We start from the raw sequence: 22,683 nt of genomic DNA, 5'->3' as shown, positions 1-22,683 counted from the left end.
GACGGTTGCGATTGACGAACGGGTACCGGCGGTTGCATCATTCGTAACAGTTCCTCGACCTTTCAGGGTCGGGCAGGTAGCCGGCCGATGGCCGTCCGGTGAAGCGAACCGTACACGCCCAGCGCGCGAGCCCGCGCCGCGAGCGGTGACGATCGCACAGCAGCAAGATCCGTCGACGCATACGCGCGTCCGGCCGCGAGTGAGGTGAGAACTGATGGAGCTCCGATTCGATCGGCGACCGTCCGGCGTGCAGCGCTCGGATCGACAACGACTGTGGGCGGCGTTCCCGAACAGTCACCCCGCGCGGCCCGTCCGGTCGCGCTGACCCGGTAGTTTCCGGCGCTCCGCCCCCAGCGGAGCGCCGCCACACGCGTATGCGGGAGAGATGGTGATGGTGGAATTCGACGCGATGAGTACGACCCCGGCGGTCGCGGCCAATCTGGCGGTCTCGGCGGCGGTGCTCGACGATCTGCGCTGGCTGCGAGCGGAACTGACCGCCACGGAGGTGCCGTTCCTGTTGGTCCGGGACGCCGAGCAGCGGCCGGTGCTGGCGATCGACGCCGCGCACCGGACGGCGCTGCGCCGGGTGCTGGGTGCGGCCATCACGTCCGGGTTCAGATGTAACGAGTTGCAGCACAACGTCTTCCGGCTCGGTCGCGATATCGACCCGGGGCACCACGTCGAGCTGGAGCTGTGGGAGCACCACGGCGACACGGTCGAGTGCCCACGTCCGAATGCGTTGACCCGCAGCGTCTTCGACCTCGGCGATATCGAGTACGGCACGGTGCTGGCGTTCGACGCCGGCTGGCCCACCCTGGCCGGCATGTTCGACGCGCACCCCGCCGATGTCGGGTTCGACATCGACATCGTCTACTCCTGGGTGGACGGCTCCGATCCCGAATTCCGAACTCGCCGTGCGGGAATGATGGCACAGGTGGTGGTCGGCGAGGGCGACGCCGCCGATGCCCGGATCCGGCAGATCGACGAACTGAAGTACGCGCTACGGTCGGTGCACCGCAACGCGCCCTGGATCCGGCGCATCTTCATCGCCACCGATTCGCGGGTGCCGCACTGGCTGGCCGACGATCCGAAGGTCACGATCGTTCGTGCGGCGGACCACTTCTCGGATGTCAGCGGGCTGCCGGTCTTCAATTCGCATGCCGTCGAATGTCAGTTGCAGCACATCGAGGGGCTGTCGGAGCATTTCCTGTACTCCAACGACGACATGTTCTTCGCCCGCCCGGTGCGGCCGTCGATGTTCTTCACCCCGGCCGGCATCACCCGGTTCGTCGAGGCGGGCACCCGCATCGGACCGGGCGGAAACAACGAGCGGCGCAGCGGATTCGAGAACGCGGCCCGGGTGAACCGGATACTGCTGGCGCGGCGCTTCGGTCATGTGCTCACCCGGCATCTGGAACACACCCCGGTGCCGTTGCGGCGCAGCGTGCTACTGGAGATGGAGCAGACCTTCCCGGAGGATTTCGCCCGCACCCGGGCCAGCCGGTTCCGGGCCGCCACCGACATCTCGGTCACCAACTCGCTGTACCACTACTACGCACTGTTCACCGGTCGCGCGGTACCGCAGGAGGCGGCGAAGATGCGCTACGTCCAGACCACCAGCCACGCCGGGCTGGCCCTGCTGGACGGCCTGGCCCGCCGCCGCAACGTCGACTTCTTCTGCCTCAACGACGGCAGCTTCCCGGAGGTCGCGGAGGCCGAGCGGGTCCGGACGGTCTCGGAATTCCTCGAGGGCTACTTCCCGGAACCGGCGCCGTGGGAGCGTGCGACCGGCGAGGACCGGCTGGCCCTCGAACCCGGCGCCGCCTGACGAACCCGTCCGCCGGATCCCGGTCCAGCTCGCCGGGCCCGGCGTTGCGGGAGCCGACCCTGTCGGTGCCCGCCGGGCTAGGAGACGGTCTCGCCGTCGTGACTGCCCGCCCGCCGCTGCACCACGTGCGGAATGCCGGTGGCCGGTGGGATCACGATGCCGGCCGCGGTGAGTTCCTCGGCGGTCTGCGCCGGGGTGACGGGGCGGCCGACGGTCGGGCCCTCCTCGATCGGCACCACCGAATGCACCACGGTGTCCGGGTAGATGTGCACGAAGTTGAAGGCCTGCACGGCATCCCGGCCGCGCTGACCGCCGACCTGCACCGCCGGGTCCTGGCTGTAGGCGGCCGAGGACACCACCGACACCGGGATCCCGGCGAAGGTGGCGGTGGTGGAGAAGTGCAGATGTCCGGAGAGGATGCTGCGGACGTCGGTGCCGTCCAGCACATCCGCCAGCCGGCGCTGGTCGCGCAACTCCACCGTCACCGCCAGATCCTGGATGTACGGAATCGGCGGGTGGTGCATGGCCAGGATCGTCCCGAACGGCGCCGGTTCGGCCAGCACCGACCCCAGCCACGCCAGCTGATCGTCGGAGATCTCGCCGTGGTGCTCACCGGGCACCGTGGTGTCCAGCGTGACGATCCGCAGTCCGTCGAACAGGTACACCCGATCCAGCGGGTCGGCCGAACCGTCCTCGTCGAGCAGGCGCCGGCGCAGCGTGGCCCGGTCGTCGTGATTGCCGTTCAGCCACACCACCGGGGCGCCGAGCGCCGCGGCGACCGGCTCGACCAGGGCGCGCAGCTTGTCATAGGCGCCGGCCTCGCCGCGATCGGTGAGATCGCCGGTGAACACCAGCGCGGTCGGCGTGATCCGCGTGCCCCGGGCGCGCTCCAGCAGCCGCCGCAGCCGCTGCTCGGAGTCGACCGCACCGTAGAGTTCGCGGTCTCCGGCGACGAGGTGGGTATCGCTGAAATGCAGAAGTACGTGGTCCGGTCGCGGGTACTCTGCGACTCTGCTGATCTGCACCGGACTCCTCCCGGCGTATACGCCTTGGCTATCGGGCTCCGGGGAAAGGATAGCGAAGCCGTATCTCGTACCGAGCCGACGGCCGGTGACGACGCGCTTACACCTCGGTGAGGATTCGGTGCCGCTGTCCCGGTCACGCTCCCGCACTCGAGCTACCGGCCAGCACCCGCGGCGGCGCCTGTTCCCGATCCTGGAGCAGCGCGAAGTAGCGGCGCAGCATCAGCGTGGCTGTCGCGGCCAGCCCGGCGGTGAGGCCCCACCAGACGCCCGCGGCGCCGAGCCCGGCGGGCAGGGCGAGCACCAGTGCTGTGGGCAATCCCACAACCCAGTAGCCGACCAGCGACAGCCGGAATCCGGCCCGGGTGTCCTGCACGCCGCGCAGCAGCCCGTTGCCGATGTTCTGCGCGGCGTCGAAGAACTGCAACACGATCGCGATCAGCAGCAACCCGTGCGCCAGCTCCACCGTCGACCGATCGTCGCTGGTCAGGAACGGGCGCAGCACCGCGTCGGGGAGTACCGCGTAACACACCCCGACCACCGCCGCGACCGCCGCCGCCTGCCGCAGCGCCAGCCAGGCCAGCCCGTGCGCGCGCCGGTACTCGTCGCGGGCGACGGCCCGGCTGACCAGGATCGAGACGCCGTGCGACAGCCCGATCGCGACCTGGAAGACGATGTAGACCAGCTGATAGACGATATTGTGCGCGGCCAGCGCGGCCGCCCCGAGCGTGCCCATCACCAGTGCCAGCACCGAGAACATGCCCGCCTCGGAGCCGTAGGTCAGCGCGATGGGCAGGCCCAGGCGCAGTTCGGCGGTCACGGTCCCGGTCTGCACCGGCCACATCCGGAGCGGCAGGGTGGCGCTGAGCACCGGATCGCGGCGGACCATCACCCAGAACACCAGGCAGGTGATCAGGAAGACCAGCGAGCTCGCGACCCCGACGCCGGTCAGGCCGAGCTGCGGCAGCCCCGCCCAGCCGTGCATCAGGCTGAGGGCCAGCACGGCATTCAGCGCGACCGAGCCGAGTGTCACCAGCAGCAGGGCCTGCGGGCGCTGCATGCCGACGGTGTACTGCCGGATCACCTGGAACCACAGGCACGGCAGCAGTCCGGGCGCCAGTGCCACCAGCATCGGGCGGGCCGCGGCGAGGACGGCGGCGTCCTGGCCGAGCCACCGCAACGCCCAGCCCAGTGTGACCAGGAGCAGGGCGCCGAGGATTCCGGCGGCGGTGGCGATCAGGAATCCGGCGCGGACCACGTCCCGGATCTCGTCGCTGCCGTCGTCTGCGGCCGGATCGCCGGTCCCGGCCTGTTCCGCGCGGCTCGCGGCGGTGGCGACCTGATTGCCGGTCGCGGTGATCAGCCCGACGCACATGGTCCGGATCTGGTTGAACAGCGTCAGCGCCAGCCCACCCGCGGCCACCTGGGCGATGCCCAGCGAGCCCATCAGCGCGATATTCGTGGTCGACACCGCGACCTGGGCCAGCTGGGTCGCCGCGATCGGCGTGGCCAGGGCGGTCAGCCGCCGCCCGTCCGGCCGCTCGTCCGCGTCGATGGTCATAGCGCCCGCCTCGTGCCGCAGATCGGATTCATCGCGCCCCCACCAGGTCCCGGTGCGCCGGCGCATAGCGGTCCAGCAGCGTGGCCACCTCGTGTTCGGTGGCGTCGTCGAGCAGATCGCGGTCGTTCATCCAGTCGTCGTCGAAGACGGTGTCGAGATACTTCTCGCCACCGTCGCACACGATGGTGACGATCGTCGAACCCGGCGGGAAATCCGCCAGCCGGGTCAGCGCCGCGTACACCGAACCGCCCGCCGATCCACCGATCAGCAGCCCCATCTTCCGGGCGATCGCGCGGGCCGCCGCGAACGCCGCCACATCGGAGACCTTCAGGCCCTCGTCGAGCAGCGTGTAGTCGACGGCGGTGCCGACGGTGGCGCCCGGCGGCGTGCCGGTGCCGGACTGCCAATACGGCCCGCCCGGCCCGCCGAAGGCGATCGAGCCCACCGGTTCGACGCCGATCACGCGCGGGTGGCAGCCGAGTTCGCGCAACCGCCGCGCGGTGCCGAACAGCGAGCCACCGGTGCCGACCGCCGACAACAGGATGTCGACCCGGCCGAGGTCGTTCAGCAATTCCTCGGCGACGGCGTAGTAGCCGACCGCGTTGGCGTCGTTGTTGTGCTGTTCGGTGAAGTATCCGTCGGCGTCGGCGGCCGCCATCGCGGCGGCCAGATCCTCGCGGGCCGAGGTGGCCAGCGTGTCGTCACCGTCGTCGGCGACGTAGACGAGCTCGGCGCCCATGGCTTGCATCGCGCGCAATTTGTCCTTGCAGGCGTGGTGGTCGACGACCGCGGTGAACCGGTAGCCGCGTTCGGCCGCGACCACCGCCAATCCCAGCCCGGTGTTGCCGGACGTCGATTCGATGATATGCCCGCCATTACCGAGCAAACCACGGCGCTCGGCGTCGAGCACCATCTCCCGGGCCATCCGGATCTTGGCCGTCCCGGTCGGGTTGAAATGTTCCAGTTTGAGCAACAGCCGGGTGCCGGAGTCGGTCCGGGCGAGCTCGAACAGGGGGGTCTCGCCGATCAGGTCCGTCACACGTGTGACGAGCGGCATTACTGGTCTCCTCGATCTCGATCGTTCGTCGGTGGAATTCCGGGAGATACCCCGGTGCCGGTGGGCTACCCGGCGTCGAGCGTCCAGCGCAGCCGTCCGCCCGGCGCCTCGTGCAGCACCACTTTGGGCGGGATCGGTAACTGGTGGAACGCGGATTCGTTCGAATCCATCTGATAGCCGGCGGTATTGGGATACACCAGCAGATCGCCCACGGTGGCCGGCCGGGGCAGCGGGATACGCCGCCAGCTCAGCATGTCGGACTCCAGGCAGGTGGCCGCGCCGACACAGGCCCCGGTCACGGTGCCGGGCCGGGTCGGCCACAGCACCGGATCGGGCAGGTATTCACTGGAGAACCACTGCTCCGACAGGCTCAGACTGGTGCCGTCGACGGTGAGCAGTTGGTACGAGATATCGTGCACGGAACGCACTTTCGAGCCCTGCACCCGGAACACGGTACTCCCGGCGCGATCCAGCAGCGCCCGCCCCGGCTCGATCGCGGGTCGAATACCGTTGTCCCGCAGATTTTTCGCGAGATCGGCGTACTCCAGCACGGTGGCGAGCATCGCCGCGCCCGGCGTCGGGCAGTGGTACGGATAATAGGAATCGAACCGTTTGCCGGCGTGGAACCACTGTGGCCCGGCCTCGGCGGTGAACCGGTCCCAGGCCGGGGCGGGCACATAGTCCACGCCGAATCCGCCGCCCAGCGAGATCATCGCCGCCTGATGTCCGTGATCACGCGCCCACAGGCAGCGTTCGATCAGTTCGGCGGCCAGTTCGGCGCGCGGTGTCGGCTCGTAGCCGGACAGGTGGAAGCTGAACCCCGCCAACCGAACCGGCCCGAGGTCGCTGCCGGCCACCGCGTGGTTCAGTTCCGTGCCGGTCAGCCCGAACCGGCTGTCCGATCCGGGCGGGCGCACCCGCAGCAGCACCCGGGCCGCGATGCCCGCGGCCACCAGGCGATCCAGCTCGCCCGGCTCGTCCACCGTGATCAGCGCGCCGTGCCGGGCGGCCAGCCACAGCAACCGGTCCGACTTGGCGGGCCCGGTCACCATCAGATCCTCGCCCCGGACCCCGTGCGCCAGCGCCGCGACCAGCTCCCCGGTGCTGGCCACGTCGACCCCGGCGCCGTGCTCGGCGCAGGCCCGCACCACACACCCGGCCTTGTTCGCCTTCTTCCCGTAGTAGATCGCCCCGTCGAGCCCCGCAGCGGCGAACGCCTGCCGGAACGCCTCGATATTGCCGCCCACCCGGTCCGGATACATCACGTGGAAGGGGCCGCCGACCGCGAAGGCGATGTCGCCCAGCAACTCTCGATCGTCGAGCAGCCGCCGCTCCCACTCGTCGGCATGCGCGGGCAGGGCCGCGGCGATCCAGGCGGCTGCGGCCCCGAACTCTGCGCGCGGCTCGGGCGACTCGAATCGTGGGGTGGCGCTGTCGATCTCGGCCGAGGCCGCCGCATCGGTCCCGGACTCGGCGGCCGGTGTGTCTTCCGGGTCCGGCGCCGCCGCACCGGCATCCGCCGGTGTGATTGCTCGTCGCGCCGCGGTGTTGTTCGTGGCGCCGGGGTCGAGGACCGCAACCGTCGGAGCCGACTCCGCAGCGGTGCTCGCGGTCGTCGGCGCCGCGTCCACCAGAGTCGATGGTTCGGTTCCGGAGTGAATCGACGGTGAATCGTTCGCCATGGCAGTGTCTTCCGCGTCTTCGGCCGCAATGCTGTCGGCCGGGGCCACCGCGGCGGCGTCCGCCGTCGAGGCGGCCGGGGCCGTGGTCGGCTCCGCCGCGGCCGGCGCCGGAGCGTCGTCCGGCGCACGGTCCGCGGCGGCGGCGCGCTTGCGGCGGGTGCGGGGGCGGGTGGGTGGGGTCGGTTCCGGAGCGATGTCCGGTGGGGGTGTGGGAGCCGGGTCCTCGGCGTCCCACAGGGAGAACTGGGCGACGGCGCTCAGTCCCACAGAGACACCTCCGTTCCCCGCCCCTCGGCGATGGCGCGCTCGGCGAGGGCATGGGCGACGGCGATATCGGTGAGGACCAGGCCGCTGTTGTAGACGAAGATCCGCTCGTCGTCGGAGCTGCGGCCGATCGCGCGGCGGCCCAGGATCTGCGGGAGTTCGGCGTCGACCGGACGCAGCCGGCCGTCCCGGTCCACCATGTCGGTGCCGGTCAGGGCCATCTGCTCGGCGCTGGTGGCGACCACCCGATCGGCGCCGGTCAGCGCCGAGGGCGCCAGCCCGTAGCCGACCAGCACCGCTACCGAACCCGGTGCGAGATCGTGGGTTTCGACGGCGACCTTGGTGCCGGGGCCGGCGGTGGCCAGCACCACGTCGGCAGTGCGGGCCGCCTCGTAGGGATCGGTCACGGTCTCCAGTTCGAGGTGCGGGTGGTACACGGCGAGTTGCTCGTACACCGCCTTCAGGCCGTCGGGATGGGTGCCGTGCACCATCAGCCGGTTCAGTTGCGGATTCGCCGCCAGCAGATGCGGTAGCGCGTTGCGGCCCTGGGTGCCGGTGCCGATCAGCAGCACGCTGCGCGCGGCCGGGCGGATCGTCTCGCGCACCAGCAGCGCCGAGACGGCGGGGGTGCGCAGGGCGCCGACCCGGGCACAGTCCATCATCGCGATCGGCACGCCGGTGGTGTCGTCGTAGAGCGTGATGGTGGTGTAGTAACGCTTGGTGCTGCGGTCGTGGGCCGGATCGAACTTGTAGGAGGTCTTCATCGCTACCACCCGGCGGCGGCCGTCGCGGCCGAGCATGGCGTAGGCCACCGACCAGCCGTCCGGATGGGCGACGCTGAGCTTGCGGGGATTGTCCGAATCACCGGACGCCAGTGCGAGATACGCGTCCTCGACGGCGCGATTCACATCGCCGGGAGTGATGGGGACGTCGGCGAGGTCGCTGCGGGAGAGGACGCGGAGTGGAGTCGGTCGGGTGTTCACGGGGTGCCTCGGTTCACTGGATCGGGACGGCGTGCGGTGCGGGGACTTCGGTGCGGAAGGGGGCGACCGTCCGCTGGCCGTAACCGGATTCGCCGGATTCGGCCCGATGTCGTTGTGGTAGGCGGATATTCACGCGCTTCAGCCAGCGATCGGTGCCGTCGTAGCGCGGGGCGAACGGCACCCGGCCGTGCACCACCACATCGTTGTCGACCAGGAGCAGCTGGCCCGGCTCCAGGACCGCCACGCGGGCCACCCGTTCCAGTTCCGTGCTCAATTGTGTGTAGGCGTCCCGGAATTCGGCGTCGGCGCGCTGCACGGGGGTGTAGGCCGGGTCGTAGCGCAGGGTGGGGCCGGCCGCGAGGGTGGCGATCGGGGGCGTGGGGTGGTCGCCGAAGCCGTCGCCGTAGGAGACGTCGGGCAGGATGGGCAGCGCCGCGGCGGCCAGCCGGCGGCGGTGTTCCGGACTCAGCCGCGCCTCGCAGACCGAGGACACCGTGGTACCCACCAGCGCCGGATTGCGCAGGCAGCCCAGCAGCAGCAGGTGGGCGCGCTCGGGGTGGAAGGCGTCCTCGGTGTGCGGCGCGAGCAGGGTCACGCTGCTGGCGCCGGACTGCTCGTGCTCGTGGCCGGGGGACGGGACGATGTTGTTCACCAGTCGCCCGCTCTGCTGGCCCTGCCACCCGAACGGCGCGCCGGCGCAACGGGCCAGCAGCAGCATCGTGAGGTCCAGCCGGAACGAGGCCCGGCCCCGGTGCGCGTCGCCACTCCAGGCGGCCGCTTGACGCCAATCGCGTGGTGTGGGGCCCAGTTCCGCGTCCCGCAGCGGCAGCCGATCGATGATCGCCACGCCGGTCGCGGTGGCCGGGGGACGCAGCGCCGCACGGACGCGCTCCGGTACCGCGCGCACGTGCGCGTCGACGAGACCGATGAGGTGTGGGTCGGTGAGTGTCGCGGCGGTCCGTTCCCGCGTTCCTGCCATATCTTCGATTGTGACGGCGATCTCGGCGGCGATGTCGCGCACCGCCACCGCATCGGCATCGGATAAGTTTCGGCGTTCCAGTTCGGCCGGTGCTTCTCGGTGGTGGTTCTCACGTTCGCGGAGAACGTTTTTCACCCATCGATCCCTTCTTCGCAACGGTGGTGAAGCAGGTGGTGAAGATTCGGTCGAGGGATCCGGCCCCCGCCCAGCAGATTAAGCAAGCCTAACCTAACATAGCTCGGGGTGGAATAGCCGCTGCACATCGACGAGGGCCGGTGCGTCGCGCGGCGCACGGGCCGCGTGTGCCGAAGACGCGCCGAGCACGCAAGATGGGAGGGTGCGTCCCGTCCTGGCCCGGCGCCGGGCCTCTCCTTCTGTCCTCGCCCGTGCCGTGTTCCCCGGCGTCGTCGCAGTGCTCGTCGCGGCCCTCGTCGCGCTGTCCGGTTGTGCCGCTTCGAATCTCCCGCCGATCCCGGACGGCATCCCGCCCGGTCCGGGCACGCCGGTTCCGGCGATCGATCTGGACGCGCCGGGGCGGACCGCCGAGCAGTTGCACGGCTGGGCCGAATCCCAGTCCGGCACACTGGGAATCCCGGTGGTCGCGCTGGAGGCGTACGGCTACGCGGCGGCGGTGATGGCCCGCTCCCGCCCCGGCTGCGGCATCGGCTGGACCACCCTCGCCGGGATCGCTGCCGTGGAGAGCAAACACGGCAGCCACGGCGGTTCGCGGCTGGACGCCGACGGTACGGTGCGCCCGCCGATTCGCGGTGTGCCACTGGACGGTTCACCCGGTGTCGCGCGAATCGTGGACGAGGCGGCCACCGCTCGCGCCGGCAGTCCGGTGTACGTGCGGGCGATGGGCCCGTTCCAGTTCCTCCCGGAAACCTGGCAGCACTGGGGTGTCGATGCCAACGGCGACGGCACCGCCGATCCGGACAACATCGACGACGCGGCCCTGACCGCCGCCCGCTATCTCTGTGCCAGCGGCGGTGATCTCACCACCGCCGACGGCTGGCAGCGCGCGCTGATGACCTACAACCAGTCCACCGCTTACATGGCGCGGGTCCGCACCCATGCCGCCGCCTACAGCGTCGGTCGCCGGGCGTGAATCGCGACCGGACGCGTGCACATCCCGTTCGGGCCTCGGCAGGGGTGCGGTTTCCGGCACGGGGTGCGACAACCAAGTGCCAGGCGTACGGGCGGTCCGGACTGCGTTAGGCTCGACGCGCACGGAGACCCGTGCGACCTGCTCATGAACGGCGGTGGGCGGGGCGGTCTGCAGCCGAAGGAGTGTCGTTTTCGTGGCCATCATCGAACAGGTCGGAGCGCGCGAGATCCTGGATTCGCGCGGAAACCCCACCGTCGAGGTCGAGATCGCTCTCGACGACGGCACGCTGACCCGCGCGGCGGTGCCGTCGGGCGCCTCCACCGGCGAGCACGAGGCCGTGGAACTGCGTGACGGCGGTGAGCGCTACGGCGGCAAGGGTGTTCAGAAGGCCGTGGAGGGCGTGCTCGACGAGATCGCCCCGGCCGTGATCGGGCTCGATGCGGTGGAGCAGCGCACCGTCGACCAGGTGCTGCTGGATCTCGACGGCACCCCCGACAAGTCCCGGCTGGGCGCCAATGCCCTGCTCGGTGTTTCGCTGGCCGTGGCCCGCGCGGCGGCGGAATCCTCGGGCCTGGAGCTGTTCCGCTATCTCGGTGGGCCGAACGCGCATGTGCTGCCGGTGCCGATGATGAACATCCTCAACGGTGGCGCGCACGCCGACACCAGTGTCGACGTGCAGGAATTCATGATTGCCCCGATCGGCGCGCCGACCTTCAAGGAGGCGCTGCGCTGGGGTGCCGAGGTCTACCACGCGCTGAAGAGCGAACTGAAGAGCAAGGGCCTGTCCACCGGTCTCGGTGACGAGGGCGGTTTCGCGCCCGATCTGGCCGGCGGTACCCGGGAGGCGCTGGACCTCATCGCCTCCGCCATCGCCAAGACCGGCTACCGGCTCGGCACCGACGTCGCCCTGGCGCTCGATGTGGCCGCCACCGAGTTCTACACCGCCGGGCAGGGTTACAAGTTCGAGGGTTCGGTCCGCACCGCCGACGAGATGGCCAAGTTCTACGCCGAACTGCTGACCGGCTTCCCGCTGGTCTCCATCGAGGATCCGCTGGCCGAGGACGACTGGGACGGCTGGGTGTCGCTCACCGACCAGATCGGCGAGAAGGTCCAGCTGGTCGGCGACGATCTGTTCGTCACCAACCCGGAACGCCTGGAGGACGGTATCGCCAAGGGCGCCGCGAACGCGCTGCTGGTGAAGGTGAACCAGATCGGCACGCTCACCGAGACGCTCGACGCGGTCGAACTGGCCCACCGCAACGGCTACAAGACGATGATGAGCCACCGCTCCGGCGAGACCGAGGACACCACCATCGCCGATCTGGCGGTGGCCGTGGGCAGCGGCCAGATCAAGACCGGCGCCCCGGCGCGCAGCGAGCGGGTCGCCAAGTACAACCAGCTGCTGCGCATCGAGGACGCGCTCGGCGATTCCGCCCGGTACGCCGGGGACGTTGCGTTCCCGCGGTTTACCTTCCAGGGGTAGTACCGTCGGAACCTGTTGTGTCGGGCTGACTTCGGCGCGTCTCGAACGATGGAGCGGTGGGTGAGATGACAGAGCGACGGGCACGCGGTACCAGTCCGGCCGGACGTGGTGACCGCGGCTCGTCGCGGTCACCACGCCCACGGCAGGAACGGACCGGATCGGTGGCGGCGGCGCGGACGGCGGCGGGTAATCGCGCGGTACAGCGCCGCACGGCCGCGGGCAAGGCGGCCGGCACGGCCCGCGCCCGGTCCCGCAAGGGCAAGGGCCGCGGCGGCGACCGGACCATCCTCGGATTGTCCACCGGCCGGGCCGTGATCCTGGCAGCCGTGTTCTGCGCGCTGGCACTCACTCTCGCGGTGCCGATGCGCACCTATTTCAGTCAGCGGGCCGAGGCGACCCAATTGGCGCAGCAGCGCCGCGAACTCGAACAGGATGTGGCCCGCCTGCGGGATCGCCGTGCGCAACAGCAGGATCCGGCATACATCCGGTCCGAGGCGCGCGACCGGCTGCGGCTGGTGCTGCCGGGCGACACCGCGTACGTCGTGCAGGTGCCCGGTATCGAACAGCCGGCCGTGCCCACCCCGACGGCCCCGCCTCGCCCACCCGACCCCTGGTACACCCAGCTGTGGCGCAGTATGTCCACGCCGCAGCCCGTTTCGGCAGCGCCTGCGCCTGCCCCCACCTCCGAAGGAGCTCCCCGGTGACCGGCGGCACGAGCGCGGTTCAGCCCAGCGAGGCCGATCTGGAGGTCGTCGCGCGGCAACTGGGCCGCCCGCCGCGGGGCGTGCTCGCGATCGCCTACCGCACCCCGGACGGCAAGCCCGCGGTGGTGAAGACGGCGCCGCGGCTGCCCGACGGCACGCCCTTCCCGACCCTCTACTACCTGACCGACCCACGGCTCACCGCCGAGGCGAGCCGGCAGGAGGCGGCCGGGCTGATGCGCGGGATGACCGAACGGCTGCACCAGGATCCGGCGCTGGCCGCGGCCTACCGCAGCGCGCACGAGAGCTACCTCGCCGAACGGGACGCGGTCGAGGTGCTGGGCACCGATTTCAGCGGTGGCGGCATGCCCGACCGGGTGAAATGCCTGCACGTCCTGATCGCACACGCGCTGGCCAAGGGGCCGGGGGTGAATCCGTTCGGTGACGAGGCGGTCGCCCTGGCCGCCGACAACGGCCTGCGCGGCACCGCGATTCCCGCCGACTGGCCGTCCTACGCGCAGTACCACCCGGATTCGGGGGAGAAAGGTTCCACTGATGAGTGACCGGGTGGCCGCCGTCGACTGCGGCACGAATTCGATCAGGCTCCTGATCGCCGATGTCGGCCGCGACGGCCGGCTCATCGATCTGCACCGCGAGATGCGCATCGTGCGGCTCGGCAAGGGGGTCGACGCCACCGGCGAGCTGAATCCGGAAGCGATCGAACGCACCCGCGCCGCCCTGCACGACTACGTGGATCGGATGCGCGACGCCGGTGTCGGCCGGGTGCGCATGGTCGCCACCTCCGCCACCCGCGACGCGCGCAACCGCGAGGACTTCTTCACCATGGCCGCCGCCGAACTGGGCCGCGCGGTGCCGGGCGCCCAGGCGGAGGTCATCACCGGCGACGAGGAGGCACGCCTGTCGTTCGCCGGCGCGGTCGGCGAACTGCCCGCCGACGAGGGCCCGTTCGTGGTGGTCGATCTCGGCGGCGGCTCCACCGAGGTGGTGCTCGGCGAGGCCGCGGCCGACGGCGTCCAGGCCGCCTACTCCGCCGATATCGGATGCGTCCGCATCACCGAGCGTTTCCTGCACACCGACCCGCCCACCGGTGAGGAGGCCGCCTCGGCCCGTTTCTTCGCCGCCGAGCAACTGGCCCAGGCATTCGGCGTGGTACCGGTGGAACGCGCCCGCACCTGGGTCGGCGTGGCCGGCACGATGACCACGCTCGCGGCGATCGCTCTGGATTTGCCCGAATACGATTCGGACCGTGTGCATCTCACCCGGCTGAGTCTGGATCAGGTGCGCGAGGTCTGCCGCCGACTGATCGGCATGACCCACGAGGAGCGTGCGGCACTGGGCCCGATGCATCCCGGCCGCGTCGACGTGATCGGTGGCGGTGCGGTCATCACGCAGCTCCTGGCCGATGAACTGGCCCGCCGCGCGGGTGTCACCGAGCTGATCGTGAGCGAGCACGACATCCTCGACGGAATCGCGCTGTCCATCGCCTGATCCCGGGTCACCCGGCGATACCGGCGTTCATTCTGTGATTGCTGCCGAATTGCCTGACTAGGGGGTCGTGGACATTGGCAGAAGCGGTGACCAGGGCTTGCCCGCCCACCCGGACGTTCTTCGGATATCCGATCGGGCTGACGAATCTGTTCGGTGTCGAGCTGTGGGAACGGTTCTCGTTCTACGGCATGCTCACGATCCTCGGCTACTACCTGTACTACTCGATCACCGACGGCGGCCTGGGCCTGTCGCAGTCGACGGCCACCGGGGTGGTCGGCGCGTACGGCGGCCTGGTGTATCTGTCCACGGTGCTGGGCGGCTGGGTGTCCGACCGCCTGCTCGGCATGGAACGCACCGTCTGCTACGGCGGTGTCGTGGTGATGATCGGCCACCTCGCCCTCGCCCTGATCCCCGGCCTGCCCGGCGTCGGCCTCGGCCTGGTCCTGATCGCCCTCGGCAGCGGCGGCGTGAAGGCCAACGCCTCCTCCCTGCTGGGCACCCTCTACCCACCGGGCGACCCCCGCACCGCCGGCGGCTTCACCCTCTTCTATCTCGGCATCAACCTGGGCGCCTTCCTCGGCCCGCTGCTCACCGGCCTGCTGCAATCCCGGGCCGGTTTCCACTACGGCTTCGCCGCCGCGGCCGTCGGCATGGCCTGCGGCCTGGTCCAATACGTCGTCCAGCGAGCGAACCTCGCGGGCCACGGCCGCACGGTCCCGAATCCGCTGGCGCACCGGTCGATCCCCCGAATCCTGGCCGCCGCCGGCGCGCTCACCCTGCTGATCGTCCTGGCCGTCGCGACGGGCGCGGTCCACCTCGACACTCTCTCCCCGGTGACCACCGGCGTCCTCACCCTCGTGTCGGCCGCCTGTTTCGCGATCCTGCTGACCAGCCCCGAAGTCTCACCCCTGGAACGCACCCGCGTCCGCGCCTTCGTCCCCCTGTTCCTCGCCAACGCCCTGTTCTGGTCCCTGTTCCAGCAGATCTTCACCGTCCTGACGGTGTACTCCGACCAGCGGATGAACTGGACACTGTTCGGCTGGACCGCCCCCGCGAGCTGGATCGGCTCCGCCGAACCCATCTGGGTGATCGCCCTGTCCCCGATATTCGCCGCCCTCTGGACCCGGCTGGCCGAACGCGCCCCCACCACCCCGCACACCTTCGCCTACGGCGTGATCGGCATGGGTGCCGCCTTCCTGCTGTTCGTCCCGCTGACCGCCTTCGAGGGCAAAACGGTACCGGCCTGGCTGGTCTGCCTCATCCTCGCCGCCTTCGCGATCTCGGAACTCCTGCTCTCCCCGATCGGCCTGGCCGTGACGACCCAACTTGCCCCCGCCGCGTACCGGGCCCAGATGATGGCCCTCTACTTCCTCTCCGTCGGCATCGGCACCGCGATGTCGGGAGTGCTGGCACACTACTACTCCCGAGACCACGAAATCGCGTACTTCGGCCTCACCGGGATCATCACGATCGCAGTGGGTATCGTCGTCTACTTCCTCGCTCCGCGAGTAAGCAGCCTGATGAAGGGGGTTCATTGAGCAAACTATCGGACAATTCCGAGACGGACGTACGACTTAGGTAGGCTGTCCGGCACGCCCCCGTAGCCCAATTGGCAGAGGCAGCGGACTTAAAATCCGTCAAGTCTGGGTTCGAGTCCCAGCGGGGGCACCACGAAAGCGCAGTTCAGGGCGCTGCGGGCGTGGTGGGACAGGTCGGTGCGGGCTGCGGCCCCGGCACCACCCCGGCGCGCTACCGGCGGGGTGGCCGGTCCTCGGCCTCGATCCGGCGGCGGATGGCTTCCACCGTGCGGTCCTTGGGGATGCGCTCCGGCCACACGATCGCCAAGACCAGCACGGCCAGCGGCACGCCGACGGCCGCGATCAACCCGAAAGTGATCATCGTGTTGTCACCACACTTCGGTATCGGTCACGGATTCGGGATTCACGTCGATCACAGGGCCGGATATCGCACTTGCCGCCTCGGCCTGGAACTCCTCCGGGCTGACGGGCCACCCGTCCTCACCGACAAATGACCATGAGCCGTCGCTGTGGTGGAGGTACGAGCACGGCCCGCCCTGCGGCGCAATGGCGAACTGTTGCGAGTCTTCGTTTTTCCGTCGTGCGGGTGTGTTCATGTCCACCCCTTGTGTTGTCCGGCTGGCTAGTGCCTCGTCAAGCAACCTTCGGTAGGTAATCGGGTTGGCGGATTTTGGAGTTGGCGGCGAACTCGCGTTTGGGTTTGGCGTGCTGGTTGTGCCAGCGGATGTAGGCGGCGATGGCGGAGTCCTGCTCATCGTGGCTGTGGTGATCGGTGCCGTTGAGGGCGAAGTAACGCAGTGCCGCGAACTCGGACTCGATCCAGTTCAGCCAGGACGAGTAGGTCGGCAGGAACACCAGCTCCACGTCGTGGGCGGCGGCCCAGTCGCGGACCTCGGCACGCTTGTGCGGGGAGAAGTTGTCGGCGACGATGTAGAGCTTTTCGCCGGCCCAGCGAGCACGCAGCGACTTCAGCAACGCCAGGAACTCGGTCCACCGCTTGCGGTCACGGATCCGATAGTGGATCTTTCCGGTGGCCAGGTCCAGTGCGCCGAGCAAGTGCCGGACACCCTGGGTGCGGTGATAAGTCGCCCGCAACCGCTTCGGTCTTCGTTGCGGAAACCAGCCTCTACCAGCACGGGGTTGCAGATTCAATGGGCCGAACTCGTCGACGCAGATCACCCGCCCGTCAGCGGGCGGGTGGTCGTAGAGGTCCAGGATCCGGTTCATCTTCGCGGTGAAATCCGGGTCGCGACCGGCCTTCCAGGTCTTGACCGCCTGCCACGACACACCCTCGGCCTTGAGGATTGCGCGCAGGGTCTCCCGGCTTATGTCGGCAATAGCGTTGTTCTGCAATGCCTCCCGCAGTTTCGACAGGCTCCATGTCGAGAACGGCCAACCCAGGTCACGGGGACAGCACCGGGCGATACAGGCGATACGTTCACGCGTCGCCCGGTCGACCTTCTTCGGCCTGCCCCCGCTCCATTTTGGGTCCAGCGCCTCGAACCCCCGCTCGTTGAACTCGTGAATCACTTGCCGCACATAGGCTTCCGACACCTGCATCAACCGGGCGATCGCCGGGACCGGCTGACGCTGAGCCGAAGCCATCACCACGATCGCGCGCCGCATCCGGACCGGTTGCCTGCTGGTCTTCGTGATCCGCTGCAACCGGCGCCCTTCCTCCGGGGTCACCGCTCGCACAAACACTTCCGGCTTCCGAGCCACCGGGCACCACCTCCACCGGCAGCTTCGCCGCCGGCGAGCACCCGAGCAAACCGACACCCGGTTACCAGCACAACCTTTCTAGACGAGGCACTAGCACCTACCGCCGAGGCAGCAACACCCGGCGGTAGGGCTGGTTGAACGCTATTTGTATGCTCCGAGCTCGAACCAGGAAATTGCGCGATATTGCGCCGAAAGGGCGTGCGGTGGACCGGCGGCGGATTGATGATGAAGGGGTTCACCGGCGTCAGAGGAGGCACGATGGAACTGGAATGGCTCGGCGGGGACAGCACAGACGGGCAGTCGCCCACGCTTTTCCGCAGTGATCGCGGGACGTACGTCACGCAGGGCTGGCGTACCGACCGGCCCGACACCATCGAGATCCCGCACCGGCTGATCCGGCATCTCGTCCCGGGGACGTGCCTGGGCGCGCTGCTGCACGACACCGGGCACGGCACGTTCTTGCTCACGGGCGAGCCGGTGACGGATGCCCGAGCGCTGGAACGGATTCGGCTGCCGGACCACGAGACGGCGGTGGAGGTGCCGATCGGTACGGAGCGGAGGCGCGATGCTGCACCTCACGTTTGATGATCTGGCGCAAGCCTTTCGGGCGCATCGCCGGGCGTTCCACCTGGAGGTTCGCGACGACTACAGCGGCGTAGCCGGAGAAGCCGACCGGGTGCAGCGATTCCTGAACGGGGAGCCGCAGGACCCGGCGGCGAGCGCGCGTTGGCACGCACTGATGCGGGAGGTGATCGGCGCAAGGTGCGTGGTGCAGCGGGTCCGGGTGATCACCGAGCCGCACGGTCCCTACACCCGGTTCGCGGTCGGTACGACCGACGCCAATCTCCGAGTGGGCGAGGATATCCGGTGGCTGCCCCGGCGGGACGCACCGGTGGATCTCGGGGATGACGACTGGTGGCTGTTCGATGATGAGGTGGCCGCCTACACCGTATTCCAGCGGGACGGCTCCGCGTTGCCGGGCTGGGCCGCGACTACCGATCCGGCGGTCGTCCGGCACTACGCGGATGTACGAGATCGGTTGTGGACCAAGGCAATACCGCACCTCGAGTACGCCAAGTGACCAACGTCGGTGAGGCGCGCCGTGACCTTGGAACCCGCCTGCGCGGGTTGAGGGTTGCGGCGCGCCTGCGCGGGTACCAGCTTGCCCAGCAAGCGGGCTGGCACCCGGCCAAGGTGTCGCGTATTGAGCACGGTACCCAAGCCGTCAGCGAAGACGACCTGGCCGTGTGGTGCCGCCTCACCGACGCCGAGCACGAATATCCCGATCTGCTGGCCACGCTGCGCAATATCAGTGCCGCGTGGATGGAGTGGCGGCGGATCGTCGGCCACGGGTACAGCAACCACCAGCGGCAGATCAGCGGAATGGAAGACCGCAGCGAGCTACTGCGCGGCTACGACCCGCAGGTGTTCCACGGGCTGCTCCAGACGCCGGGCTACGCGCGGGCGCTGATGGCCGCGGGCATGGAATTCTTGAACACCACGCGAGACCTGGACGAGGCCGTGGCGGCTCGCATGGAACGGCAGCGGGTGTTGCGCGAAGGGCGGCACCGGTTCTACTTCCTGGTCGGCGAGCAGGCGCTGAGCACCACGGTCGGAGACGACGCCGTGATGGTCGAGCAGATTCAGCACGTTCTGGAGCTTATGACGTTGCCGCGCTTGATATTTGGGATCGTGCCCGCCGCGAGCGCGTACTTCCGGCGGACGACTGATTTCGTTCTGTACGATCAGCGCAAGGTGTTGGTGGAGACCATCACCGCCGAATCGGCCGTAACGCAGCCGCGCGAAATCGCCTTGTACGAAAAGGTATTCAACCGGCTGGCCGAGCAAGCCGTCCACGGCGACGCTGTCCGTGCGCTGCTGGCCTCGGCGTTGAAGCGGCGCACAGCGGAGGCGTAATGGTGTCGGAGGGCAGTGGCAGAATCCTCGGCCATGAACTTCGCACTTCCGCGTTGGGTGAGGTCGATCGGTAGTTGGTTCGGCGACGCATGGGACTGGTTATTGCACGTCCGCGCCGACGCATGGGCCGCTACAGCGGGATGGGCTACGGCGGCTATCGCTCTCGGTACCGTGGTGGTTGCGGGCATCTACGTCAGAAAACAGGTCAGGGCGGCACTCGACCAAGCGGATGAGGCGCGTAAAACTCGTGAAGAACAGGCGCAACCGAATGTAACAATTTTCATGGATCACAATCCCGCCGACTGGGATTTTCTCGAGCTGGTTATCAAGAATTTCGGCGCTACCCCTGCTCATAATGTACGAGTAATGATCAGCCCTAAGACCATGTCTCACATGGATGTGATTTGTTTCCGGTGCACCGGGATCGGTTGTGCTGCATGATGTTCAGTCGTGGATGCGTTGTCGCTGCGGTTGGTGCCGGACGAGTTGTGGGAGTTGGTCGAGCCGTTGCTGCCGGAGTTCCGTCCGCGTCCGCAGGGTGGTGGGGTGTCTCCGGTGGATCAGCGGGCGGTGTTCACGGCGGTGGTGTATGTGCTGACCAGTGGTTGTGCGTGGCGGATGTTGCCGCCGTCGTTCGGGGTGACGGTGCCGACGGCGCATCGCCGTTTCACCGTCTGGACGAAGGCGGGTGTGTGGCGGCGGTTGCATCGGGCGGTGCTCGACGAGCTGGGTGCGGCGGGTTTGATCGACTGGTCGCGAGCGGTGGTCGACGGAGCGAGCGTGCGAGCGAAAAGGGGGGCGGCCTGACCGGCCCGAATCCCACCGACCGGGGCAAACCCGGTTCGAAACTGCACGTGCTGACCGATCGGGCGGGAATCCCTGTGGCCGTGGCGGTTTCCGGCGCGAACGTCCACGACTCCCAAGCCTTGAAACCCCTGGTGAAAGCGATCCCGGCAGTGCGGTCCCGGCGAGGCCCGCGGCGGCGCCGGCCGGGCAAGCTGCACGCCGACAAGGCCTACGACCAGCCGGAGCTACGACGGTGGCTGCGGCGGCGCGGGATAGCAGTTCGTATCGCCCGCAAGGGAATCGAGTCCACCGAGCGGCTCGGCCGACACCGGTGGGTGGTCGAGAGAACCATCTCGTGGCTGACCGGATATCACCGGCTGGCGATCCGCTACGACCGCAAGGGAACTCACTACCTGGGCTTCCTGACGCTCGCCGCCGCGCTGACCGGCTTCAAGAAGCTCGCCAAGGCAAAGCCATCCATGTGAGACACGGTCTAAGCCGCAAGTCAGCGAATGGTCCGTTGGTGAAGGGGTCACCGACCTACCTTTTCCCGAGTTGATACCGTTTCTAGCACCTCAGCAGGAGTGGCGAACGGTTTGGGATGCGGGTATTTTTCGGTCGCGTTCTTCTGGTATTGCAGCACGTCATGGGGCGGAAATTTCGTTTGAAGACGGCCGTGGAGATATGTTCACGACAAGAGCAATTCTCGACTGGGATATCTATGTTGGAGCGCGGCGGGTCGTGATCAAAGGCACGCATGATCTGGTTAGGCTTTTTGACGACAAATTGAAAGAGCAGAACCGGGTGCTCAGTGATATCCGCCAGATACTCGCGCGTTACTCCAGGGAGCACGAAGGAATTTGGGTGTATGGTGCGAACGACGACGGCGAGCGAGAGTTCCGAGTTGAGCGCGCACGGCAAGAGGCAGAAGAGGCAGCGGAGAGTCGCCGCCAAATCGACCAGCTTCGGCGGAAACTCGTGCCGCACGAGTTCCCAGCCGAGCCGCCTACCCTGCCGACCGCCGCCGGAACGGAACCACGTTCGTCGAGAGTTCCGGCTCCTCCGTCCCCCGATCCGGAGCCGGAATCGTCTGCGGCGGAACCGAAGTAGAGCGCGGCGGCTCGGGAAGATTGTTGCCGGTACCGCCTTCTTCGTCGGGGATCCAATCGCCGTAGGTGTTCAGGGTGAGCGTGAAAGTGCTGTGCCCCAACCATTTTGACACCTGCATGTCGACACGGTCGCGCCCGACAGCCTGACCGTCCCGTGGAGCCCCCGCGCTACCGCGCTGCTGCACACGGTCGCGCCGGTGCTACCCGCCGGGCTGACCGGGCGGGCCGGGTTCGGCACTCACCTGGTGCTGCGGCCGGTCCCCGCCTGAAGGATCAGCGGTTCGTGGGCACCAGCGAACCGTCCGTCGCGCAGGTCCCCGGTCAGCGGCACCACCGCGGCCGCGACCCGTAGCACCGGGTCCAGGCCACCCCAGATCCGTTCCAGCAGCTGCGGCCACACGCCGTCCACCGTCACGGCGACCGGCTGGCCGCTGGTCACCACCGCGCCGGTGTCGCCGGCGTAGGTGGTCATCGCATGCCCTTCGCCCGGCGCCAGCCGGGGAATGTGCGCCAGGTGGTGCTGCGATTGCTCGATCGCCGGCCACTTCGGGTGGGCCACCGCGCCGGAGAGAACCAGCTCCAGCACCTCGGTGCCGCCGATCGCCGCGGTGGCGGTGATGCGCGGGGTCAGGATCGGCGGATCCGGCTCGCACTCCAGTCCGGTCAGCGCCTGCCACACCGTCGTGCCGGCGTCGAGTCCGGCCACGACGTCGGCCACCTGGGTGCCGTTGCCGACAACGATCCGGCCGCTGCTCATGCGCACGATCGCGGTGTAGTGCCGCAGCGGATCCGCCGGCCCGGACGTGGTGTCGGCGATCTCGAGAGTGTCCGGTCCGATCACCAGCCGCCGTGCCCGGCTCGCCTCGCTGCGGCCGGTCAGGAAATACGCGGCGAACCCGGTCCCGTCGCCGTCGCGGCCGAGCATGATCCCACGACCGGGATACCGGTACTTCGTGACGAACTCGTCGACTCCCAGAACCTGGACCGAGGCCATGATCGGAGAGTGTAGGTGGCGCCGAGTACCCGGCCCCGCCGCGGGTACTCGAGGGTCGGGTGACGGTCAGCTCCGATACCGGTGACTTCGGTTGGCGGCCATGCGATTTCGGACACCTGGCCGGCCCGGCGGCGATAATCTGAGGGCATGGCGGCTTTCACGGTGTACCTCGACGACGACAGTATCCCGCAGGGCCTGGACTACGGGCCCGGCGCCAGCTACTCCATCACCGCCGCCGGCGTGCTCAGGGTCGACGACGCCGGCCATGTCCGCCACTACGCGCCCGGCTACTGGCAGCAGGTGCACGAACAACCGGCACCGGCCGATCCGGCAAGGCCGAGCCCGGCCTGATCCACGCCGCCGGCAGCCTCAGCCGAACTCGCCACTGTCCGCCGGGGATCCACTGCGCGGCAAGCGATCCCCGGAATCGGAGACGGCAG

Annotated in this window: 24 protein-coding genes, 1 tRNA gene and 1 pseudogene; 15 read left to right on the top strand and 11 right to left on the bottom strand. The window is 69.0% G+C overall.

Annotated features, from left to right (window positions below; genetic code table 11):
* The first annotated feature begins 385 nt into the window (after nucleotides 1–385).
* Nucleotides 386–1,828: a stealth family protein gene (locus tag LBW94_RS27870; RefSeq protein WP_416276960.1), complete on the top strand. Its 1,443-nt coding sequence runs from the start codon at nucleotides 386–388 to the stop codon at nucleotides 1,826–1,828.
* Between the two features lie 77 nt (nucleotides 1,829–1,905).
* Here the strand turns inward: LBW94_RS27870 and LBW94_RS27865 are convergent, their stop codons facing one another.
* The 6 genes from LBW94_RS27865 to LBW94_RS27840 form a co-directional block, all read right to left on the bottom strand.
* On the bottom strand, nucleotides 1,906–2,853 hold the full coding sequence (locus LBW94_RS27865; RefSeq protein ID WP_225060246.1) for a metallophosphoesterase: 948 nt from the start codon (nucleotides 2,851–2,853) through the stop codon (nucleotides 1,906–1,908).
* Nucleotides 2,854–2,986: 133 nt separating this feature from the next.
* On the bottom strand, nucleotides 2,987–4,411 hold the full coding sequence (locus tag LBW94_RS27860) for an MATE family efflux transporter (RefSeq protein ID WP_225060245.1): 1,425 nt from the start codon (nucleotides 4,409–4,411) through the stop codon (nucleotides 2,987–2,989).
* 28 nt (nucleotides 4,412–4,439) lie between these two features.
* Entirely contained in the window at nucleotides 4,440–5,468 is a 1,029-nt protein-coding gene (locus LBW94_RS27855; RefSeq protein WP_225060244.1) for a PLP-dependent cysteine synthase family protein, read from the bottom strand.
* A 65-nt stretch (nucleotides 5,469–5,533) separates the two neighbouring features.
* Complete coding sequence (locus LBW94_RS27850; RefSeq protein WP_225060243.1) at nucleotides 5,534–7,417, bottom strand: Y4yA family PLP-dependent enzyme; 1,884 nt, start codon at nucleotides 7,415–7,417, stop codon at nucleotides 5,534–5,536.
* Entirely contained in the window at nucleotides 7,408–8,397 is a 990-nt protein-coding gene (locus tag LBW94_RS27845; protein ID WP_225060242.1) for an ornithine cyclodeaminase family protein, read from the bottom strand. Before LBW94_RS27845 ends, LBW94_RS27850 begins: the two co-directional genes overlap by 10 nt.
* Nucleotides 8,398–8,410: 13 nt before the next feature.
* Nucleotides 8,411–9,376, bottom strand: a complete 966-nt coding sequence (locus tag LBW94_RS27840) for a TauD/TfdA family dioxygenase (protein ID WP_266272258.1) — start codon at nucleotides 9,374–9,376, stop codon at nucleotides 8,411–8,413.
* A gap of 337 nt (nucleotides 9,377–9,713) precedes the next feature.
* On the opposite strand from LBW94_RS27840, the gene LBW94_RS27835 reads away from it, so the two are divergent.
* The 7 genes from LBW94_RS27835 to LBW94_RS27805 all read left to right on the top strand — a co-directional run bounded on the left by LBW94_RS27835 (nucleotide 9,714) and on the right by LBW94_RS27805 (nucleotide 15,848).
* On the top strand, nucleotides 9,714–10,484 hold the full coding sequence (locus tag LBW94_RS27835; RefSeq protein ID WP_225060240.1) for a lytic transglycosylase domain-containing protein: 771 nt from the start codon (nucleotides 9,714–9,716) through the stop codon (nucleotides 10,482–10,484).
* 193 nt (nucleotides 10,485–10,677) lie between these two features.
* On the top strand, nucleotides 10,678–11,967 hold the full coding sequence (gene eno, locus LBW94_RS27830; RefSeq protein ID WP_225060239.1) for a phosphopyruvate hydratase: 1,290 nt from the start codon (nucleotides 10,678–10,680) through the stop codon (nucleotides 11,965–11,967).
* A 65-nt stretch (nucleotides 11,968–12,032) separates the two neighbouring features.
* Nucleotides 12,033–12,671 carry an FtsB family cell division protein gene (locus tag LBW94_RS27825; protein WP_225060238.1) on the top strand — a complete coding sequence of 213 codons (639 nt, stop codon included), beginning with the start codon at nucleotides 12,033–12,035 and terminating at the stop codon, nucleotides 12,669–12,671.
* Nucleotides 12,668–13,231 (top strand): DUF501 domain-containing protein, encoded by a 564-nt coding sequence (locus tag LBW94_RS27820; protein ID WP_225060237.1) that lies wholly within the window; start codon nucleotides 12,668–12,670, stop codon nucleotides 13,229–13,231. The genes LBW94_RS27825 and LBW94_RS27820 overlap by 4 nt, the downstream gene beginning before the upstream one ends.
* The gene (locus tag LBW94_RS27815; protein WP_323137945.1) at nucleotides 13,224–14,177 is read left to right on the top strand and encodes a Ppx/GppA phosphatase family protein; all 954 of its coding nucleotides are present in this window, start codon (nucleotides 13,224–13,226) and stop codon (nucleotides 14,175–14,177) included. The genes LBW94_RS27820 and LBW94_RS27815 overlap by 8 nt, the downstream gene beginning before the upstream one ends.
* An 86-nt stretch (nucleotides 14,178–14,263) precedes the next feature.
* On the top strand, nucleotides 14,264–15,715 hold the full coding sequence (locus tag LBW94_RS27810; RefSeq protein ID WP_266272254.1) for a peptide MFS transporter: 1,452 nt from the start codon (nucleotides 14,264–14,266) through the stop codon (nucleotides 15,713–15,715).
* Nucleotides 15,716–15,771: 56 nt separating this feature from the next.
* A tRNA-Leu gene (locus LBW94_RS27805) sits at nucleotides 15,772–15,848 on the top strand.
* A gap of 78 nt (nucleotides 15,849–15,926) precedes the next feature.
* Here LBW94_RS27805 and LBW94_RS27800 read toward each other — a convergent pair.
* From LBW94_RS27800 to LBW94_RS27790, 3 genes are read right to left on the bottom strand one after another with little or no spacing between them, the layout of a single operon-like run.
* Nucleotides 15,927–16,076, bottom strand: a complete 150-nt coding sequence (locus LBW94_RS27800; protein ID WP_225060235.1) for a hypothetical protein — start codon at nucleotides 16,074–16,076, stop codon at nucleotides 15,927–15,929.
* Between the two features lie 7 nt (nucleotides 16,077–16,083).
* Nucleotides 16,084–16,311, bottom strand: coding sequence for a hypothetical protein (locus LBW94_RS27795; protein WP_225060234.1), 228 nt, complete (start codon nucleotides 16,309–16,311; stop codon nucleotides 16,084–16,086).
* A gap of 37 nt (nucleotides 16,312–16,348) precedes the next feature.
* Nucleotides 16,349–17,419, bottom strand: coding sequence for an IS630 family transposase (locus LBW94_RS27790; RefSeq protein ID WP_266270995.1), 1,071 nt, complete (start codon nucleotides 17,417–17,419; stop codon nucleotides 16,349–16,351).
* 276 nt (nucleotides 17,420–17,695) lie between these two features.
* On the opposite strand from LBW94_RS27790, the gene LBW94_RS27785 reads away from it, so the two are divergent.
* The 6 genes from LBW94_RS27785 to LBW94_RS27760 all read left to right on the top strand — a co-directional run bounded on the left by LBW94_RS27785 (nucleotide 17,696) and on the right by LBW94_RS27760 (nucleotide 21,250).
* A complete protein-coding gene (locus LBW94_RS27785) occupies nucleotides 17,696–18,022 on the top strand; it encodes a hypothetical protein (protein WP_225055069.1) in 327 nt (108 codons plus the stop codon).
* On the top strand, nucleotides 18,003–18,518 hold the full coding sequence (locus LBW94_RS27780) for a DUF6879 family protein (protein WP_225055067.1): 516 nt from the start codon (nucleotides 18,003–18,005) through the stop codon (nucleotides 18,516–18,518). The genes LBW94_RS27785 and LBW94_RS27780 overlap by 20 nt, the downstream gene beginning before the upstream one ends.
* A complete protein-coding gene (locus LBW94_RS27775) occupies nucleotides 18,515–19,354 on the top strand; it encodes a helix-turn-helix domain-containing protein (RefSeq protein ID WP_225055066.1) in 840 nt (279 codons plus the stop codon). The genes LBW94_RS27780 and LBW94_RS27775 overlap by 4 nt, the downstream gene beginning before the upstream one ends.
* Before the next feature lie 33 nt (nucleotides 19,355–19,387).
* Nucleotides 19,388–19,795, top strand: a complete 408-nt coding sequence (locus tag LBW94_RS27770; RefSeq protein ID WP_225055064.1) for a hypothetical protein — start codon at nucleotides 19,388–19,390, stop codon at nucleotides 19,793–19,795.
* Between the two features lie 18 nt (nucleotides 19,796–19,813).
* A protein-coding gene (locus LBW94_RS27765) for an IS5 family transposase (protein ID WP_416276966.1) occupies nucleotides 19,814–20,625 on the top strand; the annotation gives its coding sequence in 2 pieces (ribosomal slippage) (nucleotides 19,814–20,150 and nucleotides 20,150–20,625; 813 coding nt in all).
* 70 nt (nucleotides 20,626–20,695) lie between these two features.
* Entirely contained in the window at nucleotides 20,696–21,250 is a 555-nt protein-coding gene (locus LBW94_RS27760; RefSeq protein ID WP_225055132.1) for a hypothetical protein, read from the top strand.
* Here the strand turns inward: LBW94_RS27760 and LBW94_RS27755 are convergent.
* Together LBW94_RS27755 and LBW94_RS27750 are read right to left on the bottom strand one after the other, a co-directional pair.
* Nucleotides 21,147–21,368: pseudogene (locus tag LBW94_RS27755) on the bottom strand (hypothetical protein); the annotation flags it as partial. The gene LBW94_RS27760 and the pseudogene LBW94_RS27755 overlap by 104 nt on opposite strands.
* A 119-nt stretch (nucleotides 21,369–21,487) precedes the next feature.
* Nucleotides 21,488–22,243 (bottom strand): IMP cyclohydrolase, encoded by a 756-nt coding sequence (locus tag LBW94_RS27750; RefSeq protein WP_225055062.1) that lies wholly within the window; start codon nucleotides 22,241–22,243, stop codon nucleotides 21,488–21,490.
* A gap of 147 nt (nucleotides 22,244–22,390) precedes the next feature.
* Between LBW94_RS27750 and LBW94_RS27745 the strand changes: the two genes are divergently transcribed.
* Nucleotides 22,391–22,594: a hypothetical protein gene (locus LBW94_RS27745; protein WP_225055061.1), complete on the top strand. Its 204-nt coding sequence runs from the start codon at nucleotides 22,391–22,393 to the stop codon at nucleotides 22,592–22,594.
* Nucleotides 22,595–22,683: the final 89 nt, after the last annotated feature.

Origin of the sequence: Nocardia sp. alder85J (assembly GCF_020176955.2) — a bacterium.
In the GTDB taxonomy this organism is placed as follows: domain Bacteria; phylum Actinomycetota; class Actinomycetes; order Mycobacteriales; family Mycobacteriaceae; genus Nocardia.
This window is presented reverse-complemented; position numbering and strand designations above follow the sequence as displayed.